We start from the raw sequence: 16890 nt of genomic DNA, 5'->3' as shown, positions 1-16890 counted from the left end.
GTGTCCTTAACTGATAATAATTAAAATACTGAAAATTAAATGTTTAACTTAAATTTATTCGTGTGAAAAGAATTATAACAATTATAAGTGCAGTTGTTCTATATGTAAGTGCTTCGCAAATTGCAGTAGGACAAATAAATAGAACATTAGAAACTAAGGTTGCTGATATTTTAGCTCAGTTACCAACTAAAGACTTAAATCATTCCAATAGGTTAATGGAAGAAATGATAAGTTTGGATGTTGAAGGGATTCTAAAGTTTACCGATATGTTGGTTCCATTGGGAGCAGGAGACGATACGAAAGCTCGTTATGCTGTACAAAGTGTGGCAGTATATGGAGGTGGCCATAAAAATGCCAATTCGAGCAAGGTTGTGGAGCAAGCTTTACTTAAAGCTTTAAATAAAGCTTCGGATAATGAAGTGAAAACTTTTTTAATGGAACGTTTAATTGTTTGTGGAACAAATGAAAGCAATCCACAACTAAGTAAGTATTTGTCCGATAAAGATTTACACAAACCAGCCTTGGCAACACTAAGAGCTATTGGAACTAATGAAACAGCGCAAACTATTTTGGAAGCAGCTAAAACTACTGATAATATATACAAACCTGCTTTCATAGAGGTGTTGGGACAACTACAATATGCTCCTGCTGAAGCTTTATTGTATGAGTTAGGTAAGTCAAGTTCTAAAGATATTCAACAAAGAGCCCTTATAGCCTTGGCAGAAATAGGATCTGTAGATAGCATGGAGTATTTAATTTCGGCAGCTAAAGCATCAAATTATAAATTAGATGATTCCAAAGCTATTTTAGCTTTAATACGTTTTGGGAATAAGTTAGCAGAAAATGGAAAAACTGATTTGAGTATAGAAATAGGTGCGTTATTACTTAAAAACTGTACAGAAGAAGATCAATTGCATTTTAGATCAGCCGGGATTTATTTGGTCAACGAAGAAGATGTAACGAAAACATTGCTGAAAGAAATTAAAAAAGGAGATGCAGCTTATAAAGCCGCTGTGCTAAAAGCAGCTTCACAAAATCTTTCTTCTGTAAACATTTTAAAATGGGTAAAGGCATACAAAAAGGCTTCAGATGAAACCAAGCCTTTAATTGTAAACATGCTAAGTAGAAATAATGATGCAGTAATTTTTGAAAAATGTTTGATTCCAGCTATCCAATCAAACAATGAATCTGTAAAGATAGCAGGTATCAAAGCACTGGCTTATCAAAAGAAGGAAAAAGCATTGCCCGTTTTATTAAAATCTTTAAAAGTAGCCACTACTAGTGCAGAATATAAAGCTTTGGAAGCGACTTTACTTAGAGTTGTTGCTGTAGAGGATTCGGAAGTATTAGCAAATGCTTTAAATGGTTCCAATTCTGGAGCGAAGAAAGTATTGGTTAATGTGTTGGCCTTACGTAATGCGAATGACCAATTCAATACTATTGTAGGACTTATAAAAGGAGCTGATAATGATTTAAAACAAACTATTTACGCAGCATTACCATTAATGGCATCGCCCGATAATTTATCAGATTTAATTGCTTTACTTCCAGGATCAAAAGAAGAAACTAATATAAGTAATGTTCAAAAAGGGATTATATCGGTCTTAAAGACTAATGAATCAGTAGATTCAGAACTTATTTATGAAGCCTATCAAAATGCTTCAGAAAAGTCTAAATGGATACCATTGCTATCTGCTTTGGGTAGCAAAAAAGCATTGAAGCTTGTGTCAGATCAATTGAAAACGGGAAGTGTAAAGACTAAAGCTTTGGCTTTACAAACTTTATCTGATTGGCAAAATAATGATGCCCTTCCTGTGATGTTTGAATTTGTTAAGAATAGTACATCACCATTGCAAGCCAACGCTTTTAATAGTTATTTAAGGAAAGTTAGTAAATCTGGTGCGCCAGATGACCAAAAATTACTGTTGGTACGAAAGCTAATACCTTATGCTAGTACGAAAGATCAGAAAAAGCAAATTATTCAAGCGGCAGGAAACATAAAAACCTTTTTGTCATTAATATTTGTTTCGGAGTTTTTAGATGAAAAGGAATTGTTAGCAACAGCTTCCAATGCTGTTATTAAAATAGCACTTCCTACTCCTGGTAAGAATAATGGGTTAAGTGGAACGCTGGTTAGAAATATTGTATCTAAGAGTGTTGACAATTTAACAGGGCCAGATAGTCAATATATTAAGATTGATGTGAAAGAGTTTTTAGAGAATATGCCTAAAGAGGAAGGCTTTGTTTCCATTTTTAATGGTAAGGACCTTACGGGATGGGAAGGATTGGTTAAAAATCCAATAGCACGGCAAAAAATGTCCAAGAAGGCTCTGGAAAAAGCGCAGGCAGTAGCAAATGAGCAAATGTTGAGAGACTGGTTTGTTAAGGATGGCGTTATAGGATTTAAAGGTGAAGGTTATAATAACATATGCACCATTAAGGATTATGGGGATTTTGAAATGCTTGTAGATTGGAAGATAACAAACGGAGGTGATAGCGGTATATATCTTAGGGGAACACCACAGGTACAGATATGGGATATTGCAAGAACCAATGTAGGGGCGCAAGTAGGTAGTGGTGGATTGTATAACAATCAAAAACAGGAAAGCAAACCACTTGTTGTTGCAGATAATCCAGTAGACGAATGGAATACATTCCGTATAAAAATGGTAGGAGATCGCGTTACCGTTCATTTAAACGGTGTATTGGTAACAGACAATGTGCCACTAGAAAACTACTGGGATCGCAGTCAAAAGATTTTTCCAAAAGAAGCTATAGAATTGCAAGCACATGGAGAGGATTTAGGGTTTAGAAATGTATATGTTAGGGAAATTTTTTCTGGAGATAATTTGTTAACCAAAGAGGAGAGAAAAGAAGGATTTAAATCTTTATTTAATGGTAAAGACCTAGACCATTGGATTGGAAATAAAGTAGATTATGTTGTCGATAATAATGAGATAGCTGTCCGTCCAAAACAAGGAGGGCATGGAAATCTTTTTACAGCTCAGGAGTATTCAGATTTTATTTTTCGCTTCGAATTCAAGTTAACTCCCGGTGCTAATAACGGTTTAGGGATTCATGCTCCACTTAAGGGAGATGCTGCCTATATGGGTAAAGAGTTGCAAATTTTAGACAATACCGCATCTATTTATGCTAATTTGAAACCATATCAGTATCATGGTTCGGTTTATGGAATTATAGCCGCAAAGCGAGGATTTTTAAAACCCGTAGGCGAATGGAACTATGAGGAAGTTCAAGTTAAGGGCGATCATATTAAAATAACGCTTAATGGTACTGTAATTGTTGATGGAAATATTAAGGAAGCAACAAAAAAAGGCACGGCCGATCATAAAGACCATCCAGGGTTAAATAGGAATAGTGGTCATATAGGTTTTCTGGGACACGGTTCTGAACTATGGTTCCGTAATATCAGAATAAAGGATTTAACACCCTAAAATGGAAGAATTGTGACCAGTTTAAGTTTTTGAAAATGTTTATTTTTCCGGCTAAATAATGAAGAATAATGATAAACGAAGTTTATGATGCTATTGTTATAGGTACTGGAGTTTCTGGAGGGTGGGCAGCCAAAGAATTATGTGAGAACGGATTAAGAACTTTGGTTCTTGAGAGAGGGAGGATGGTAAAGCATATTGAAGATTATCCAACGGTAAATAAAAATCCCTGGGACTTTAAGTATCGCGGATTGGTGTCTGATGAAGATTTAAAAAAACAAAGAAAACAAAACAGGACAGGATTCGCTATTCGAGAAGAAAGTAAGCACTGGTTTGTTGATGATTTAAAGCATCCATATAACGAAGAAAAGAGATTCGATTGGATTCGGGGCTATCATGTAGGCGGGCGTTCCATAACCTGGGGACGCCAAGCTTTACGATTAAGTGATCTGGATTTTGAAGCTAATAAAAAAGAAGGGATTGCTGTAGATTGGCCCATTCGTTATAACGACATTGCGCCGTGGTATGATAAAGTAGAACGTTTTATTGGTGTTTGCGGGGAGAAATTGGACTTGCCATATTTGCCCGACGGTATTTTTACACCACCTATGGAATTGAATTGTGTAGAGCAGGAATTTAGAGATAAGATCGCTCAAAACTATACTAACCGTTATTTAATAATGGGACGGTTTGCTCATTTAACAGGTCACACAACACATGAAGGAAGAGCCAATTGTCAGTACAGGAATCAATGTATTAGGGGGTGTCTTTTTGGAGGGTACTTTAGCAGTAATTCCTCAACATTGCCCGCTGCAGCTAAAACGGGTAATATGACACTTCGTCCTAATTCCATAGTAAATAAAATTATTTACGATGATACGAGTAAGTTAGCTAGTGGGGTAGAAGTTATAGATGCCATTACGCATGAAAAACTTAGGTTCTCATCTAAAGTTATCTTTAGCTGTGCTTCAACGGTTGCTAGTGCAGTTATATTGTTAAATTCTACATCCGCTAGATTTCCAAACGGTTTGGGGAACGACAGTGGCGAATTGGGTCATAACCTGATGGATCATCATTTTAAGGTAGGCGCTACTGCAAGTGTAGATGGCTTTGATGATAAGACATATATAGGGGCAAGACCAACAAGCTTTCATATTCCTCGATTTAGAAATTTAGGAGATGAGGCGACAAAACAGGGATATTTGAGAGGTTTCGGATTTCAAGGTAGTGCCAGTAGGAGTAATTGGCAAAGTGCGATAAAAGAACTTTCCTATGGAGAAGCTTTGAAAGACAAGTTGTTAAAACCGGGGCCCTGGACTATTGGGATGACTGGTTTTGGAGAGTGTTTGCCGTATCATGACAATAAAATGTATTTGGATAACGAAAAGAAAGATGAATGGGGTATTCCAACCGTAACATTTGATTGTGAGTTTAAGGAGAATGAGCATAAAATGCGTGAAGATATGCAAAGAGAAGCTGTTAACATGTTGAAGTCTGCCGGATTTAAAAATGTTAAAGGCTATGACGAGCCTTGTTTTCCTGGACACGGTATTCATGAGATGGGGACAGCAAGAATGGGACACGATCCTAAAACCTCGGTATTGAATAAGAATAATCAAGTTCATGCAGTGCCTAATGTGTATGTAACTGATGGAGCCTGTATGACTTCCTCTGCTTATCAAAATCCTTCGCTTACTTACATGGCGCTGTCTGCTCGGGCTGCTAACCACGCTGTAAAGCAAATAAAGTTGAATGTATTTTGAAATGGATAGAAGAAGTTTATTAAAGGCCTTGCCGCTTTCAGTAGGAGGACTTGTAGCCACGCCAACCCTGTTACAGTTATTGTCGTCATGTGCCAGAGAAAAGCAATTAGAGTGGATACCTAAGTTTTTAAACAAGTCCCAAGCCTATGTTTTAGAACAAATAGTGCAGGTCATCCTGCCTACAACAGATGAAGTGGGAGCATTAGATGTGAAGGCACCTCAGTTTATAGACTTGATTTTAAGTGATGTTGTGTCCAATACTGATCGTGAGGTGTTTATAAAAGGAGAGACAGTTTTTCGACAGAAATATGAGGCACGTTTTAAAAAGGATATTTCAAATGCGTCTGTCACAGGAGTTTCTATAATGGTTTCTACGTATTTTGATCTTAGTGAAGAAGATCAGGAAAAAGTGGCTGAGATGCTAAGTTTAGATCCGTCGGAGATAAGCGATTCGGGTACGTTTTATATCTACAAGTATTTATGTTTTATTAGATATTATACGCTATTTGCATATTTAACCGCGCAAGAAGTTAAAGAAAACCTTTTAGGCTTCAATCCTTATTTGGGGACCTATACAGCCTGTACAACCTTGTAGAAATGAATTTTGAGTATTAAAATTAAATGTATAATTAAAAACTATTTTATGATGAAACGATTTCTTAATGTGCTTGCTGTTTGTTTGTTGATTGTAAGTTGTAAAAATACTGGTAATAAGCAGTCAAACCAAACAGCGACAGCTACAGAAGATATGACGAATGAAACTAAGGCCAATGAAACCTCCAAATGGCAGTATTTGTTCGATGGAACTTCAACAGAAGGCTGGAGAGGTTTTAATAGCGATAAATTACCTGAAAGCTGGATCATTGAGAAGGGAACCTTAAAGTCTTTGGGAAAAGGAGGCGACATAGGTGGTGATATTGTTTATGGAGCAGAGGCTTTTGGTGAGTTTGAACTGTCTTTAGAGTGGAAAATAGCTGAAGGTGGTAATAGTGGTATTTTTTATCATGCGATAGAAGGAGAACAATATAAGGCACCGTATTACAATGCACCCGAATATCAGGTAATCGATCAAATTGGGTTTCCTCAAAAGTTAGAGCCTTGGCAGTCTGTTGCAGCTGATTATGGTATGTATGATCCAGATTTTGAAGGAGCTGTTAAAAAGGCAGGAGAATGGAATACCTCACGTATTATTTTTACTAATAAAAAGGTTAGTTACTGGTTAAATGGTAAGAAAACGGTGGAGTTTGTGCCCTGATCAGAGGATTGGGAAACGCGTAAGAGTTCTGAAAAGTGGAAAGACTATCCAGATTATGGAAAGGCAAAATCGGGATTGATAGGGCTTCAGGATCATGGAAGTTTTATTTGGTACAAAAACATAAAGATCAGAAAGTTATAAGTCTCTTTTGACTGAAATTTATTGGCCTCCATTTTTTGGAGGCCTTTTTGTTTATATATTGCATGTTGTTTTATTCTGACACTGTAAACGTTTTTAACATGCCTTTTTTTGAAGCATTGGGAACTTCCGAAATAAATGCATAAGTACCAGGGGTTAGATTAACCGTAAAGTAACTGGTATGTCCCTGAGGAGATTCGTTAACCCCACCTAAAAATGTGACACCACTGGGGGCAGGAGTGATGAGCCCCTTAGGATCTGCCCAATTCATCCACGCTCCAAGTGCATCAATATTGGTATTACCATCCAGTTTTGCCAAATTAACGTCATGGCCAACAAAGTTCTCGTGTACTACCTGATCTTTAAAATAAACAGAAAAAGTATTTTTTCCTTTCTTAATTTCGTTGCCGTAATTTATACCTTCAGTGCTAGATATGGTGATTTCTACATTGGTTTCGGGAGGTATGTTGCCACTGTCACTATCATTTGCAAAAATTGCTTTGGCCATACCCATGGAACTGTGAAATTTCCCATTGGGCATTTTAACGTAGCATTCTAAAATGTAATGGCCTGGATCAAGTTTGATTGTTGATTCTGATGTTTGTCCAGGGCCTGTGAGACCAACACCTCCAAGGAATTTAATTTCAGAAAACCATTTAGGTAATGCGCCAAAAGCAGCAAAACCTTCATCGGGTTTACCCGCATTAATTAAATCCATCCCCTTTGTGAAAATAGGAACAACAACAGTTTCCATTGTATCTATGGTTTTTCCGGGAGGATACTTCTCTATTAAGATAAAATGGGTCTCGTTAGATTGATTCTGGTATTGAAATGTGTTCCATCCTGAGGAGATGGTATCAGAACAAATAAATTCCATGCTTTTTGTTGTAACACGAACCAATTTATCAATGCTTTTAGCGGTTTCAACTTGCTCGGTAGAGGTCTCTTTTTCTGCAGATCCTTTTTTATCCGATTTACAATTCAGAAGAAATATAAAAATTAAAAGTACAACCAGAGAGCTTGCTCGATTTTTCATAATGTAAAATTTTGATTTATAGCTAGTTGTATAAAGTTAGTGAAAATAATCTAAGAGCTATAAATACTGTCAAGTTAAATGACTTTATAAGGGGGGTATCGCTTTAACTTACTGCTTCATATGAGTTTGTTTGACAAGAAATAGAAGAGGTCTAAGAAGTGCCATTCTGAATGAAATGAAGAATCTCTTAAAACCTCATTTATTAGTTTGTGTATTATTTAAGATTCTTCGCTTTAGCCTGTCTTGAGCAACAGCCGAAAGGCTCTGAATGGCATTATTCAGACCTCTTTCTTGTATTGTAAAGGATAATTTTAGGCCTTCGTAATACTTCTGGAAATCACAATCTTTTGGATTTCAGATGTGCCTTCATAGATCTGGGTTATTTTAGCGTCCCGCATAAGCCTTTCCACATGATAGTCTTTCACAAAACCATTGCCACCATGTATTTGAACAGCTTCAACGGTATGTTTCATGGCTACTTGCGAAGCATAAAGTTTAGCCATGGCACTAGATACATCGTAATTGTTGTTTTGGTCTTTGTCCCAAGCAGCTTTCATTACCAAATGCCTTGCAGCAGAGATTTCTGTGTGCATATCAGCTAGTTTAAAAGCGATAGCCTGATGGTTTGCGATTTCAGTTCCAAATGCTTTACGTTCTTTAGAATATTTTAAAGCCAATTCATAGGCTCCTTGTGCTATGCCTAAGGCCTGGGCAGCAATACCTATACGACCTCCCGAAATGGTTTTCATGGCAAACCGAAACCCAAAACCGTCTTCACCTATTCTATTTTCTTTTGGAACTTTAACATCATTAAATTGTAATGTATGCGTGTCACTACCACGTATCCCCAGTTTGTTTTCTTTGGGGCCTACATGGAAACCTTCCATGCCCTTTTCTATAATAAAAGCATTGATTCCATGTGATCCTTTGTCTCTGTCGGTTTGAGCCATAACTAAATAAACATCAGCCCTTCCGCCATTAGTGATCCAGTTTTTTGTGCCATTTAGAATGTAATGATCCCCCTTGTCAATTGCCGTTGTTTTCTGGGAAGTAGCGTCACTTCCAGCTTCAGGCTCACTCAGGCAAAACGCACCTAAAATTTCACCTGTAGCCAGTTTGTTAAGGTACTTTTGTTTCTGCGTTTCGGATCCATAGGCTTCAATACCATAACAAACCAAGGAGTTGTTTACAGAAACAATTACAGATGCAGAGGCATCAATTTTTGAAAGTTCTTCCATGATCAAGACATAGGAAATAGCATCCATACCACTTCCTCCATATTTTGGGTCGACCATAATACCCATAAAACCAAGGTTCCCCATTTTCTTTACAAGCTCATCAGGAAAGTGTTGTTCTTCATCACGTTGAATAACACCCGGTAGTAATTCATTTTGAGCAAAATCGCGAGCAGCGTCACGTATCATTTTGTGTTCTTCTGAAAGATTGAAATCCATAAGTACAACAATAAATTATTGATTTGATAAAAAATACATGTAAATATAATGTTTTAGTGTTATATCTTTAATGGATATTGTTATTTTTGTTAAATATGACAAAAAATATTTATCGTGTAATAGGTGTAATGTCAGGAACATCTTTAGATGGAATTGATTTAGTTCATGCTGAATTTCGGTTGGAAGGAAAATGGAATTTTAAAATTTTAGATGCTGAGACAGTTAGTTATAGCGAAGATTGGCGTTGTAGATTAAAGGAGTTGGTGTCTTCAACTAGGCAGCAATTGGAGGCGATTGATGATGATTATACCAGGTTCTTGTCGGATGTTATAAATCAATTTCTGGTTAAATACCGTATACAACATATTGATGCTGTTTGCTCGCATGGGCATACTGCATTGCATCAGCCCGATAAAGGGGTGACTTATCAAATAGGCAATAAACCAATGCTGTCACAGCTGCTAGGGCAAATGGTTGTTTGTGATTTTAGAGTCCAAGATGTTGAGCTAAGAGGGCAAGGAGCTCCTTTGGTGCCTATAGGTGACAAATTGTTGTTTTCGGAGTACGATTTTTGTTTGAATTTGGGAGGATTTGCGAATGTTTCAACAGAAATTGAGGGTAAACGTATTGCATACGATATTTGCCCGGTAAATATTGTGTTAAATAAGTACGTTAATCGTCTAGGACTAGAATTTGATCAAGGCGGTCAGGTAGCGGCTTCAGGAGAAGTCCATGAGGATTTGTTGAAAAAATTGAACGCACTACACTTTTATAAAGAATTAGCTCCCAAATCATTAGGTTTAGAATGGGTAAGTACTAATGTTTACCCTTTAATTGATGCCTTTCAAATTAAAGAAAAAGATGCGTTAAGAACTTTTGTTGAACACATAACTGTTCAAATTGCTTCAGAGGTAAACAAAAAAAGTAAATCCAATGTGTTTATTACAGGAGGAGGTGCATATAATAACTTTCTTATAGAACGCCTTAATCGCCATACAAATCATACTGTTTTAATTCCATCAAGTGATATTGTTGAGTTCAAAGAAGCCTTAATATTTGGTTTTTTAGGAGTACTAAAACTTAGGAATGAAGTGAATTGCCTTCAAAGTGTTACTGGAGCGTCTAAAAATCATAGCTCTGGTAAAATATACCACCCATAAAAATAATCGAAAATTAATCCTAAAGGGACTTTTGTTTTTTATATTTGTTGCTTGATGATTTTAAATATATTTCTTATGACTCAGCTTTAGCTTCGTTTGTAGTAATTACCTATAGAATTAGACCATTAGCTAAAAAAGAATCAAACGAATATACATAAATGAAAGAATTATTAAAGAAGTACGAGGATAAAGCTCCCGAAATTGTTTTTAATTGGAAAGATGCAGAGACAGATGCAGAAGGTTGGGTAGTAATAAACTCGTTAAGAGGAGGAGCAGCAGGAGGAGGAACGCGTATGCGCAAGGGGCTTGATATGAATGAAGTATTATCCTTGGCTAAAACTATGGAAATTAAGTTTACCATATCTGGACCAGCAATAGGGGGTGCTAAGTCAGGAATTAATTTTAATCCTAACGACCCAAGGAAAAAAGAGGTGTTAGAACGATGGTATAAAGTAGTGTCGCCTTTGTTGAAGAGCTATTATGGAACAGGAGGGGATTTGAATGTAGATGAAATCCATGAAGTGATCCCTATAACTGAAGAAAGTGGCGTATGGCATCCGCAAGAAGGTGTTTTTAATGGACATTTTAAACCAACGGAAGCAGATAAAATTAATAGAATAGGACAATTAAGACAAGGTGTTATAAAAGTTATTGAAAACCCAGATTACTCACCAAATGTTTTAAGAAAGTACACTGTAGCCGATATGATTACTGGATTTGGTGTAGCCGAGGCTGTTAAGCAATATTATACCATTTATGGTGGAAACTTAAGAGGTAAGAAAGCAGTTATACAGGGGTTTGGTAATGTAGGAGCTGCAGCTGCATTTTATTTGTCACAAATGGGGGCCAAGATTGTAGGGGTAATTGATATTGTTGGAGGGCTTATAAAAGAAGAAGGATTTACATTTAAAGAGATAACCGATTTGTTTTTGGCTAAAAAAGGAAACGCATTAGTAAGTGAAAATTTAATTCCGTTTGAAGAGATTAATGAAAGAATTTGGTCTGTGCAAACTGAAATTTTTGCTCCCTGTGCAGCCTCTAGGTTAATAACTATCGATCAAGTAGATAAAATGATAAACAGTGGTTTGGAAGTTATTTCATGCGGGGCCAATGTGCCATTTGCAGATAAAGAAATATTTTTTGGCCCTATTATGGAGCATGCCGATTCCAAAACAAGTGTCATCCCCGATTTCATATCTAATTGCGGAATGGCGCGTGTATTTGCTTACTTTATGGAGTGTCGTGTACAAATGACCGATGAAGCCATATTCAATGATACATCCAATACAATAAAAAACGCAATAGAAAAAGTATACAATAAAAATCAGTCTAAAACAGGTATTAGTGCAACAGCATTTGAGATTGCATTAAGCCAACTTATATAACAACAATTACTATATGGAATCACTAATTATTTTGGTATTTGTAATGGGGTATTTAGCCATTACTTTAGAGCATAGTTTGAAAATGGATAAACTCGTCCCAGCATTGATAATGATGGCAATTTGTTGGGCTACAATAGCCTTGGGATTAGATAGTTTCTCCCAATGGTTCGATTCCGCAAAACATGCATTGCTAGATGGGTTTGGTAGTTTCACTTCCGAAGAAAAAATGCATCTTATGGAAGAAACATTGTTGCATCATTTAGGAAAAACAGCCGAAATATTGGTGTTTTTATTGGGAGCTATGACCATTGTTGAGATTATTGATTATTTCGATGGTTTTTCTACCATTAAAGATTTTGTAAAGACTAAGAAGAAGGTAAAAATCCTATGGGTTTTTTCTGTTTTGGCTTTTATCTTATCTGCTATTATAGATAACCTTACTGCAACAATTGTACTTATTTCCATTCTTCAAAAGATTGTAAAAGACAGAAACATACGTATTTGGTATGCTGGACTAATCATTATTGCAGCTAATGCAGGAGGCGCTTGGTCTCCGATAGGAGATGTTACAACTACAATGTTGTGGATCGGAAAAAAGGTAACATCGGGACATTTGTTTGGATATTTATTTGTGCCATCACTTTTGTGTATGGTCGTACCATCGCTTATCGCTTCTTTTTTGCCTGTGTTTAAAGGGGATTTGGATATGGAAGAAGAAGCCGATGTTAAAAAGAAATCTAAGTTTAGTAGCACTATGCTTTATTTAGGGCTCGGAGCTATTGTTTTTGTTCCTGTATTTAAAATGGCAACCCATTTGCCTCCTTATGTTGGAATGATGCTATCGTTAGGAGTTGTTGCTATTTTTGCTGAAATTTACAGTAACTCAAAATTTAGTATGACACATTTTGATTCTGAAGAAAGTGATGCACATGCCCACCATAGTCCTGTGCACTATTCATTATCTAAAATTGAATTACCAAGCATTTTATTCTTTTTAGGAATTTTAATGGCGGTTGCTGCATTGGAATCGTTGGGGATCTTATTTGATTTCGCATCAACATTACAAAATTCCATGCCTATGTTGGGTACCGAATTACATCATACGGGTGTGTCAGATTTGGTAGTGTTATTGCTAGGTATTGGTTCGGCAGTTATAGATAACGTACCTTTGGTAGCAGCTAGTTTAGGAATGTTTCACGAACCCATTGATAATGAACTGTGGCATTTTATTGCATATTCGGCAGGAACTGGAGGAAGTATGTTAATTATTGGTTCGGCAGCTGGTGTCGTAGCTATGGGAATGGAAAAAATAGATTTTTTCTGGTATTTGAAAAAGATTTCTTGGTTGGCTTTAATAGGTTTCCTTGTTGGTGCCGCTGCTTTTATGGTAACTAGAACTTTGTTTTAATATTAGGAATTCATTGAATTTACTAAAAGAACATGTTGCTTGAGGTAAATTTAATTGGTTTAAGGATTGTATACTTTAAAGAAAAAACAAGCGTTATAGAATTGCAACAAATTTAATTTATATGCTAAATACATTATTACAAAACACACAAGAGGGTACAGAGATGATTCAAGATGGTGAATCTGTTGAGAAAACACTTTCAATAATAGAGCTTATAGGTAGTGGAGGTACAGCTGGACAAGTTATAATATTTTTGTTGTTCATGTTGTTAATACTAGCAACGTACATATACTTTGAGAGGTTGTTTGCCGTTAAGGCAGCTTCAAAGATTGATGCCAATTTTATGAACCAAATAAAGGATCATGTGAGCAATGGTAAAATTGATTCAGCTCAGATATTATGCGCACAAGTTAATTCTCCCGTTTCAAGGTTAATAGGTAAAGGCATATCGAGAATAGGTAAGCCTTTGGCAGATATCAATACCGCTATAGAAAATGCAGGGCGGTTGGAGATTTACGGTTTAGAAAAAAATGTTAGTATGTTGGCTACTATTTCGGGAGCAGCTCCAATGATTGGGTTTCTCGGTACAGTTATTGGAATGATACTTTCTATATTTGAAATAGCAAATTCTGGAGGGCAAATAGATATTAAGCTATTGGCCGATGGATTGTACACAGCAATGACAACAACAGTGGCAGGATTAATAGTTGGTATTGTAGCGTATATCGCTTATAATCATTTGGTAGTAAGAACCGACAAGGTGGTATACCAAATGGAAGCTAATTCTTTAGAGTTTCTGGATCATTTAAACGAACCTACTTAAGATGAATTTTAGAGGAAGAAACAAGGTAACGCCAGAATTCAATATGTCGTCTATGACGGATATTGTATTTCTGTTGCTCATATTTTTTATGCTAGCTTCTACTTTGGTGACTACAAATGCTATCGATATTTTATTGCCTAAAGCCAGTGGTAAAACCGAAAATAAAAAGTCGATAGCTGTAAGCATTAAAAAAGATTTAACATATTATATCGATCAAAAACGCGTAGGGGAAAGTGTTTTGGAAAATGAGTTGTTAGCAGCACTTACAAATCAAACTAAGCCTACTATTGTATTAAGAGCAGAAAAATCGGTGCCCGTTGAAAATGTGGTAAAGGTTATGGATATAGCTAATAGAAATAAGTTTAAAGTAATTTTAGCGGTAAGACCAGGTAATTAGTGAAACGAGCGTGAATTTTTAATCAAAAACTATACAATGGTATGGTTAAAATAAAATCATGAGAGTGAGTGTAACGAGTGGTTGTATGTTTTTTTAATTTCTAAATAGCTTATTTTTTTATTTGGTTAAAAATTTTAAATACATGAAATGAAATATTTCAATACCCAACACGAAAAAGATTCAGCGAAGTTAACAGCACTTATAACGGTCATTATAATATTGCTGTTGTTTGTTGTTGGAACACCTTATATGGATCCTCCCGAAGAGTATGGGGTAGCTGTAAATTTTGGTACGACCAATTTTGGTAAAGGAACAGTACAGCCCAAAAAGCCTGTTAAGTCAGAACCAAAACAAATAAATGAACCAACGCAACCCGAAGCTTCAAAAGCCGAACCTGTAAAGTCTTCAGAAGCTAAAGAAGAAGTGTTGACCCAGGAAGATGAAGAAGCTATAGCCATAAAAAAGCAAAAAGAAGCAGAAGCCAAAGCAAAGGCTATCGCAGAGGCAAAAGCTAAAGCAGAAGCCGAGCGTATAGCAAAAGAAAAAGCCGAACAAGAAGCTAAGAAGAAAAAACTGGATGCTCTAATAGGTGGCGTAAGTAAGTCGGAGGGTAGTGAAACAGGAAGTGAAGGAGACGATTCCAGGGTTGGGGATAAAGGACAATTGGATGGGGATCCGTATGCGCCTAGTTATTTTGGTGATCCCGGTACCGGTAGTGGTGGTGTAGGTTATGGATTAAATGGAAGAGGTAGCGCAACTTATACGAAGCTAAAACAAGATTGTAATGAGTCTGGTATGGTGATAGTTAAAATTATAGTCAACAATAACGGAAATGTTATAAGTGCAACCCCCGGGGTTAAAGGCACAACTAATACAGCGCCTTGTTTATTGGAGCCAGCTAAAAAAATAGCTCTATCGCATAAATGGAGACCAGATTCCAAAGCGCCAGCGAAACAAATAGGCTTTGTGAAAGTAAACTTTAATTTAGGGCAGTAGCAAAATGACATATCAAGATACACTTAATTGGATGTTCTCCCAACTACCAATGTATCAAAGGCAAGGTAATACTGCATTTAAAAAAGATCTATCCAATACCTTAAAGTTAGCCAAATACTTAAATCATCCCGAGAATACTTTTAAGTCCGTTCATATAGCAGGTACTAATGGTAAAGGTTCTACCAGTCATATGTTAGCATCTATTTTGCAAGAAGCGGGGTATAAAGTTGGGCTTTATACCTCTCCTCATTTAAAAGATTTTAGAGAGCGCATTAAGGTAAATGGAGAGATGGTAAGTGAACAATTTGTAGTAGACTTTATTGTCACTAACAAAGTTTTTTTTGAAGCACATACCTTATCGTTTTTTGAAATGACCGTGGGTATGGCATTCGATTATTTTTCAAAACAAGCGGTAGATGTAGCAGTTGTAGAAGTAGGTTTAGGAGGGCGTTTGGATTCTACAAACATTATAATGCCAGAAGTGTCGGTAATTACCAATATAGGTAAAGATCACATGCAGTTTTTGGGCGATACCCTTGAGGCAATAGCTTTTGAAAAAGGCGGTATTATAAAACCGAATGTCCCTGTTGTAATTGGTGAAACGCAACCAGAAACGGTTCCTGTATTCAAGGCTATAGCAGGAAACAATAATGCCAATATCTTATTTGCAGATCAGAAGGAGGCTATAAATTATAAATGTGACTTATTAGGGAGCTATCAAGATAAAAATAAGGTTACGGTTGTTCAAACCATTAAGATGCTCCAAAATGGTGGTTTTACTATTTTGGAAGCGCATGTAAAAGAAGGGTTGATGAACGTTGTTAAAAACACAGGGCTTATGGGGCGCTGGCAGATTTTAAGAACAGAGCCCAAAGTTGTTTGCGATACAGGTCATAACCGTGAAGGGCTTACCTGCGTCATGGATCAGTTGTCAAAAGAAACATTCAATACACTGCACATAGTTTTTGGTGTTGTAAATGACAAGGATTTAAATGATATTATAGATCTGTTGCCGCAAAAGGCAGTCTATTATTTTTGCAAGCCAGATATTCCGCGTGGTCTAGATGAAAGAACTCTAAAAACGGTTTTTAATAATCATGGGCTAAAGGGAGAAGCTTATAGTTCTGTAAAAGAGGCTTATAATAAAGCCTTGTTAAATGCAGGTGACAATGATTTTATTTTTATTGGAGGCAGTACTTTTGTGGTGGCTGAAATTATTTGAAAATTTCTTAAAAAAGTTTTTGCCAATTGAAAATCTAATTTATCTTTGCAGTCCAATTGCAAGGGCGCGTAGCTCAGTTGGTTCAGAGCACTTGGTTTACACCCAAGGGGTCAGGGGTTCGAATCCCTTCGCGCCCACAACATATAAAATCCCGATGCCATAGGTGTTGGGATTTTTATTTCCGAAACATTATTAAAAACATTTTATATTTTTACATTGTAATTGGGTCATTAACTCAGTTGGTTTAGAGTGTTACCTTGACAGGGTAGAAGTCACTGGTTCGAATCCAGTATGACCCACAGATATTTTAAGATTTATTTTTCTATTTGGACAGGGCAATTTCATTTAAAACCAAGAACTTTTTCTCTGTATTCTCTATCAAGAAGAGCATTAAGGCGTTT

At 36.4% G+C, this 16890-nt stretch carries 12 protein-coding genes, 2 tRNA genes and 1 pseudogene; 13 read left to right on the top strand and 2 right to left on the bottom strand.

Features of this window, described 5'->3' with window-relative positions:
• Positions 1-62 precede the first annotated feature (62 nt).
• The 4 genes and pseudogenes from ABD792_RS13470 (at position 63) to ABD792_RS13455 (ending at position 6611) form a co-directional block, all read left to right on the top strand.
• Positions 63-3455, top strand: coding sequence for a DUF1080 domain-containing protein (locus tag ABD792_RS13470; protein WP_345006765.1), 3393 nt, complete (start codon positions 63-65; stop codon positions 3453-3455).
• A gap of 68 nt (positions 3456-3523) precedes the next feature.
• Positions 3524-5215, top strand: a complete 1692-nt coding sequence (locus ABD792_RS13465) for a GMC oxidoreductase (RefSeq protein WP_345006764.1) — start codon at positions 3524-3526, stop codon at positions 5213-5215.
• Between the two features lies 1 nt (position 5216).
• On the top strand, positions 5217-5810 hold the full coding sequence (locus ABD792_RS13460; RefSeq protein WP_345006763.1) for a gluconate 2-dehydrogenase subunit 3 family protein: 594 nt from the start codon (positions 5217-5219) through the stop codon (positions 5808-5810).
• Between the two features lie 48 nt (positions 5811-5858).
• Positions 5859-6611 (top strand): annotated as a pseudogene (locus ABD792_RS13455) (3-keto-disaccharide hydrolase).
• 70 nt (positions 6612-6681) lie between these two features.
• Here the strand turns inward: ABD792_RS13455 and ABD792_RS13450 are convergent.
• Together ABD792_RS13450 and ABD792_RS13445 are read right to left on the bottom strand one after the other, a co-directional pair.
• Positions 6682-7644 carry a hypothetical protein gene (locus ABD792_RS13450; protein WP_345006761.1) on the bottom strand — a complete coding sequence of 321 codons (963 nt, stop codon included), beginning with the start codon at positions 7642-7644 and terminating at the stop codon, positions 6682-6684.
• 311 nt (positions 7645-7955) lie between these two features.
• Positions 7956-9098 (bottom strand): acyl-CoA dehydrogenase, encoded by a 1143-nt coding sequence (locus ABD792_RS13445; RefSeq protein ID WP_345006760.1) that lies wholly within the window; start codon positions 9096-9098, stop codon positions 7956-7958.
• Positions 9099-9193: 95 nt separating this feature from the next.
• Between ABD792_RS13445 and ABD792_RS13440 the strand changes: the two genes are divergently transcribed.
• The 9 genes from ABD792_RS13440 (at position 9194) to ABD792_RS13400 (ending at position 16788) form a co-directional block, all read left to right on the top strand.
• Complete coding sequence (locus tag ABD792_RS13440; RefSeq protein WP_345006759.1) at positions 9194-10258, top strand: anhydro-N-acetylmuramic acid kinase; 1065 nt, start codon at positions 9194-9196, stop codon at positions 10256-10258.
• 158 nt (positions 10259-10416) lie between these two features.
• Positions 10417-11643, top strand: a complete 1227-nt coding sequence (locus ABD792_RS13435; RefSeq protein ID WP_345006757.1) for a Glu/Leu/Phe/Val dehydrogenase dimerization domain-containing protein — start codon at positions 10417-10419, stop codon at positions 11641-11643.
• Between the two features lie 13 nt (positions 11644-11656).
• On the top strand, positions 11657-13051 hold the full coding sequence (nhaD, locus tag ABD792_RS13430; protein WP_345006755.1) for a sodium:proton antiporter NhaD: 1395 nt from the start codon (positions 11657-11659) through the stop codon (positions 13049-13051).
• Positions 13052-13172: 121 nt separating this feature from the next.
• Entirely contained in the window at positions 13173-13874 is a 702-nt protein-coding gene (locus tag ABD792_RS13425; RefSeq protein WP_345006754.1) for a MotA/TolQ/ExbB proton channel family protein, read from the top strand.
• A 1-nt stretch (position 13875) separates the two neighbouring features.
• Entirely contained in the window at positions 13876-14271 is a 396-nt protein-coding gene (locus ABD792_RS13420) for an ExbD/TolR family protein (RefSeq protein ID WP_345006753.1), read from the top strand.
• A 147-nt stretch (positions 14272-14418) separates the two neighbouring features.
• Positions 14419-15267 carry an energy transducer TonB gene (locus ABD792_RS13415; RefSeq protein ID WP_345006752.1) on the top strand — a complete coding sequence of 283 codons (849 nt, stop codon included), beginning with the start codon at positions 14419-14421 and terminating at the stop codon, positions 15265-15267.
• Positions 15268-15271: 4 nt separating this feature from the next.
• Complete coding sequence (locus ABD792_RS13410) at positions 15272-16489, top strand: bifunctional folylpolyglutamate synthase/dihydrofolate synthase (protein ID WP_345006750.1); 1218 nt, start codon at positions 15272-15274, stop codon at positions 16487-16489.
• A gap of 62 nt (positions 16490-16551) precedes the next feature.
• Positions 16552-16626: transfer RNA gene (locus ABD792_RS13405), tRNA-Val, on the top strand.
• An 87-nt stretch (positions 16627-16713) separates the two neighbouring features.
• Positions 16714-16788: transfer RNA gene (locus tag ABD792_RS13400), tRNA-Val, on the top strand.
• Positions 16789-16890 lie beyond the last annotated feature (102 nt).

Source organism: Snuella lapsa, from assembly GCF_039539345.1.
Classification (GTDB): domain Bacteria; phylum Bacteroidota; class Bacteroidia; order Flavobacteriales; family Flavobacteriaceae; genus Snuella; species Snuella lapsa.
Note: the sequence above shows the minus strand (reverse complement) of the source record. Positions and strands in the feature narration are given on the sequence as shown.

What these genes read in the sequence shown, in the direction of transcription:
- ABD792_RS13465 (WP_345006764.1), top strand. Translation starts at nt 3,524, where the DNA reads ATGATAAACGAAGTTTATGATGCTATTGTTATAGGTACTGGAGTTTCT.
- ABD792_RS13460 (WP_345006763.1), top strand. Translation starts at nt 5,217, where the DNA reads ATGGATAGAAGAAGTTTATTAAAGGCCTTGCCGCTTTCAGTAGGAGGA.
- ABD792_RS13450 (WP_345006761.1), bottom strand. Translation starts at nt 7,644, where the DNA reads ATGAAAAATCGAGCAAGCTCTCTGGTTGTACTTTTAATTTTTATATTT.
- ABD792_RS13445 (WP_345006760.1), bottom strand. Translation starts at nt 9,098, where the DNA reads ATGGATTTCAATCTTTCAGAAGAACACAAAATGATACGTGACGCTGCT.
- ABD792_RS13440 (WP_345006759.1), top strand. Translation starts at nt 9,194, where the DNA reads ATGACAAAAAATATTTATCGTGTAATAGGTGTAATGTCAGGAACATCT.
- ABD792_RS13435 (WP_345006757.1), top strand. Translation starts at nt 10,417, where the DNA reads ATGAAAGAATTATTAAAGAAGTACGAGGATAAAGCTCCCGAAATTGTT.
- nhaD (WP_345006755.1), top strand. Translation starts at nt 11,657, where the DNA reads ATGGAATCACTAATTATTTTGGTATTTGTAATGGGGTATTTAGCCATT.
- ABD792_RS13425 (WP_345006754.1), top strand. Translation starts at nt 13,173, where the DNA reads ATGCTAAATACATTATTACAAAACACACAAGAGGGTACAGAGATGATT.
- ABD792_RS13420 (WP_345006753.1), top strand. Translation starts at nt 13,876, where the DNA reads ATGAATTTTAGAGGAAGAAACAAGGTAACGCCAGAATTCAATATGTCG.
- ABD792_RS13415 (WP_345006752.1), top strand. Translation starts at nt 14,419, where the DNA reads ATGAAATATTTCAATACCCAACACGAAAAAGATTCAGCGAAGTTAACA.
- ABD792_RS13410 (WP_345006750.1), top strand. Translation starts at nt 15,272, where the DNA reads ATGACATATCAAGATACACTTAATTGGATGTTCTCCCAACTACCAATG.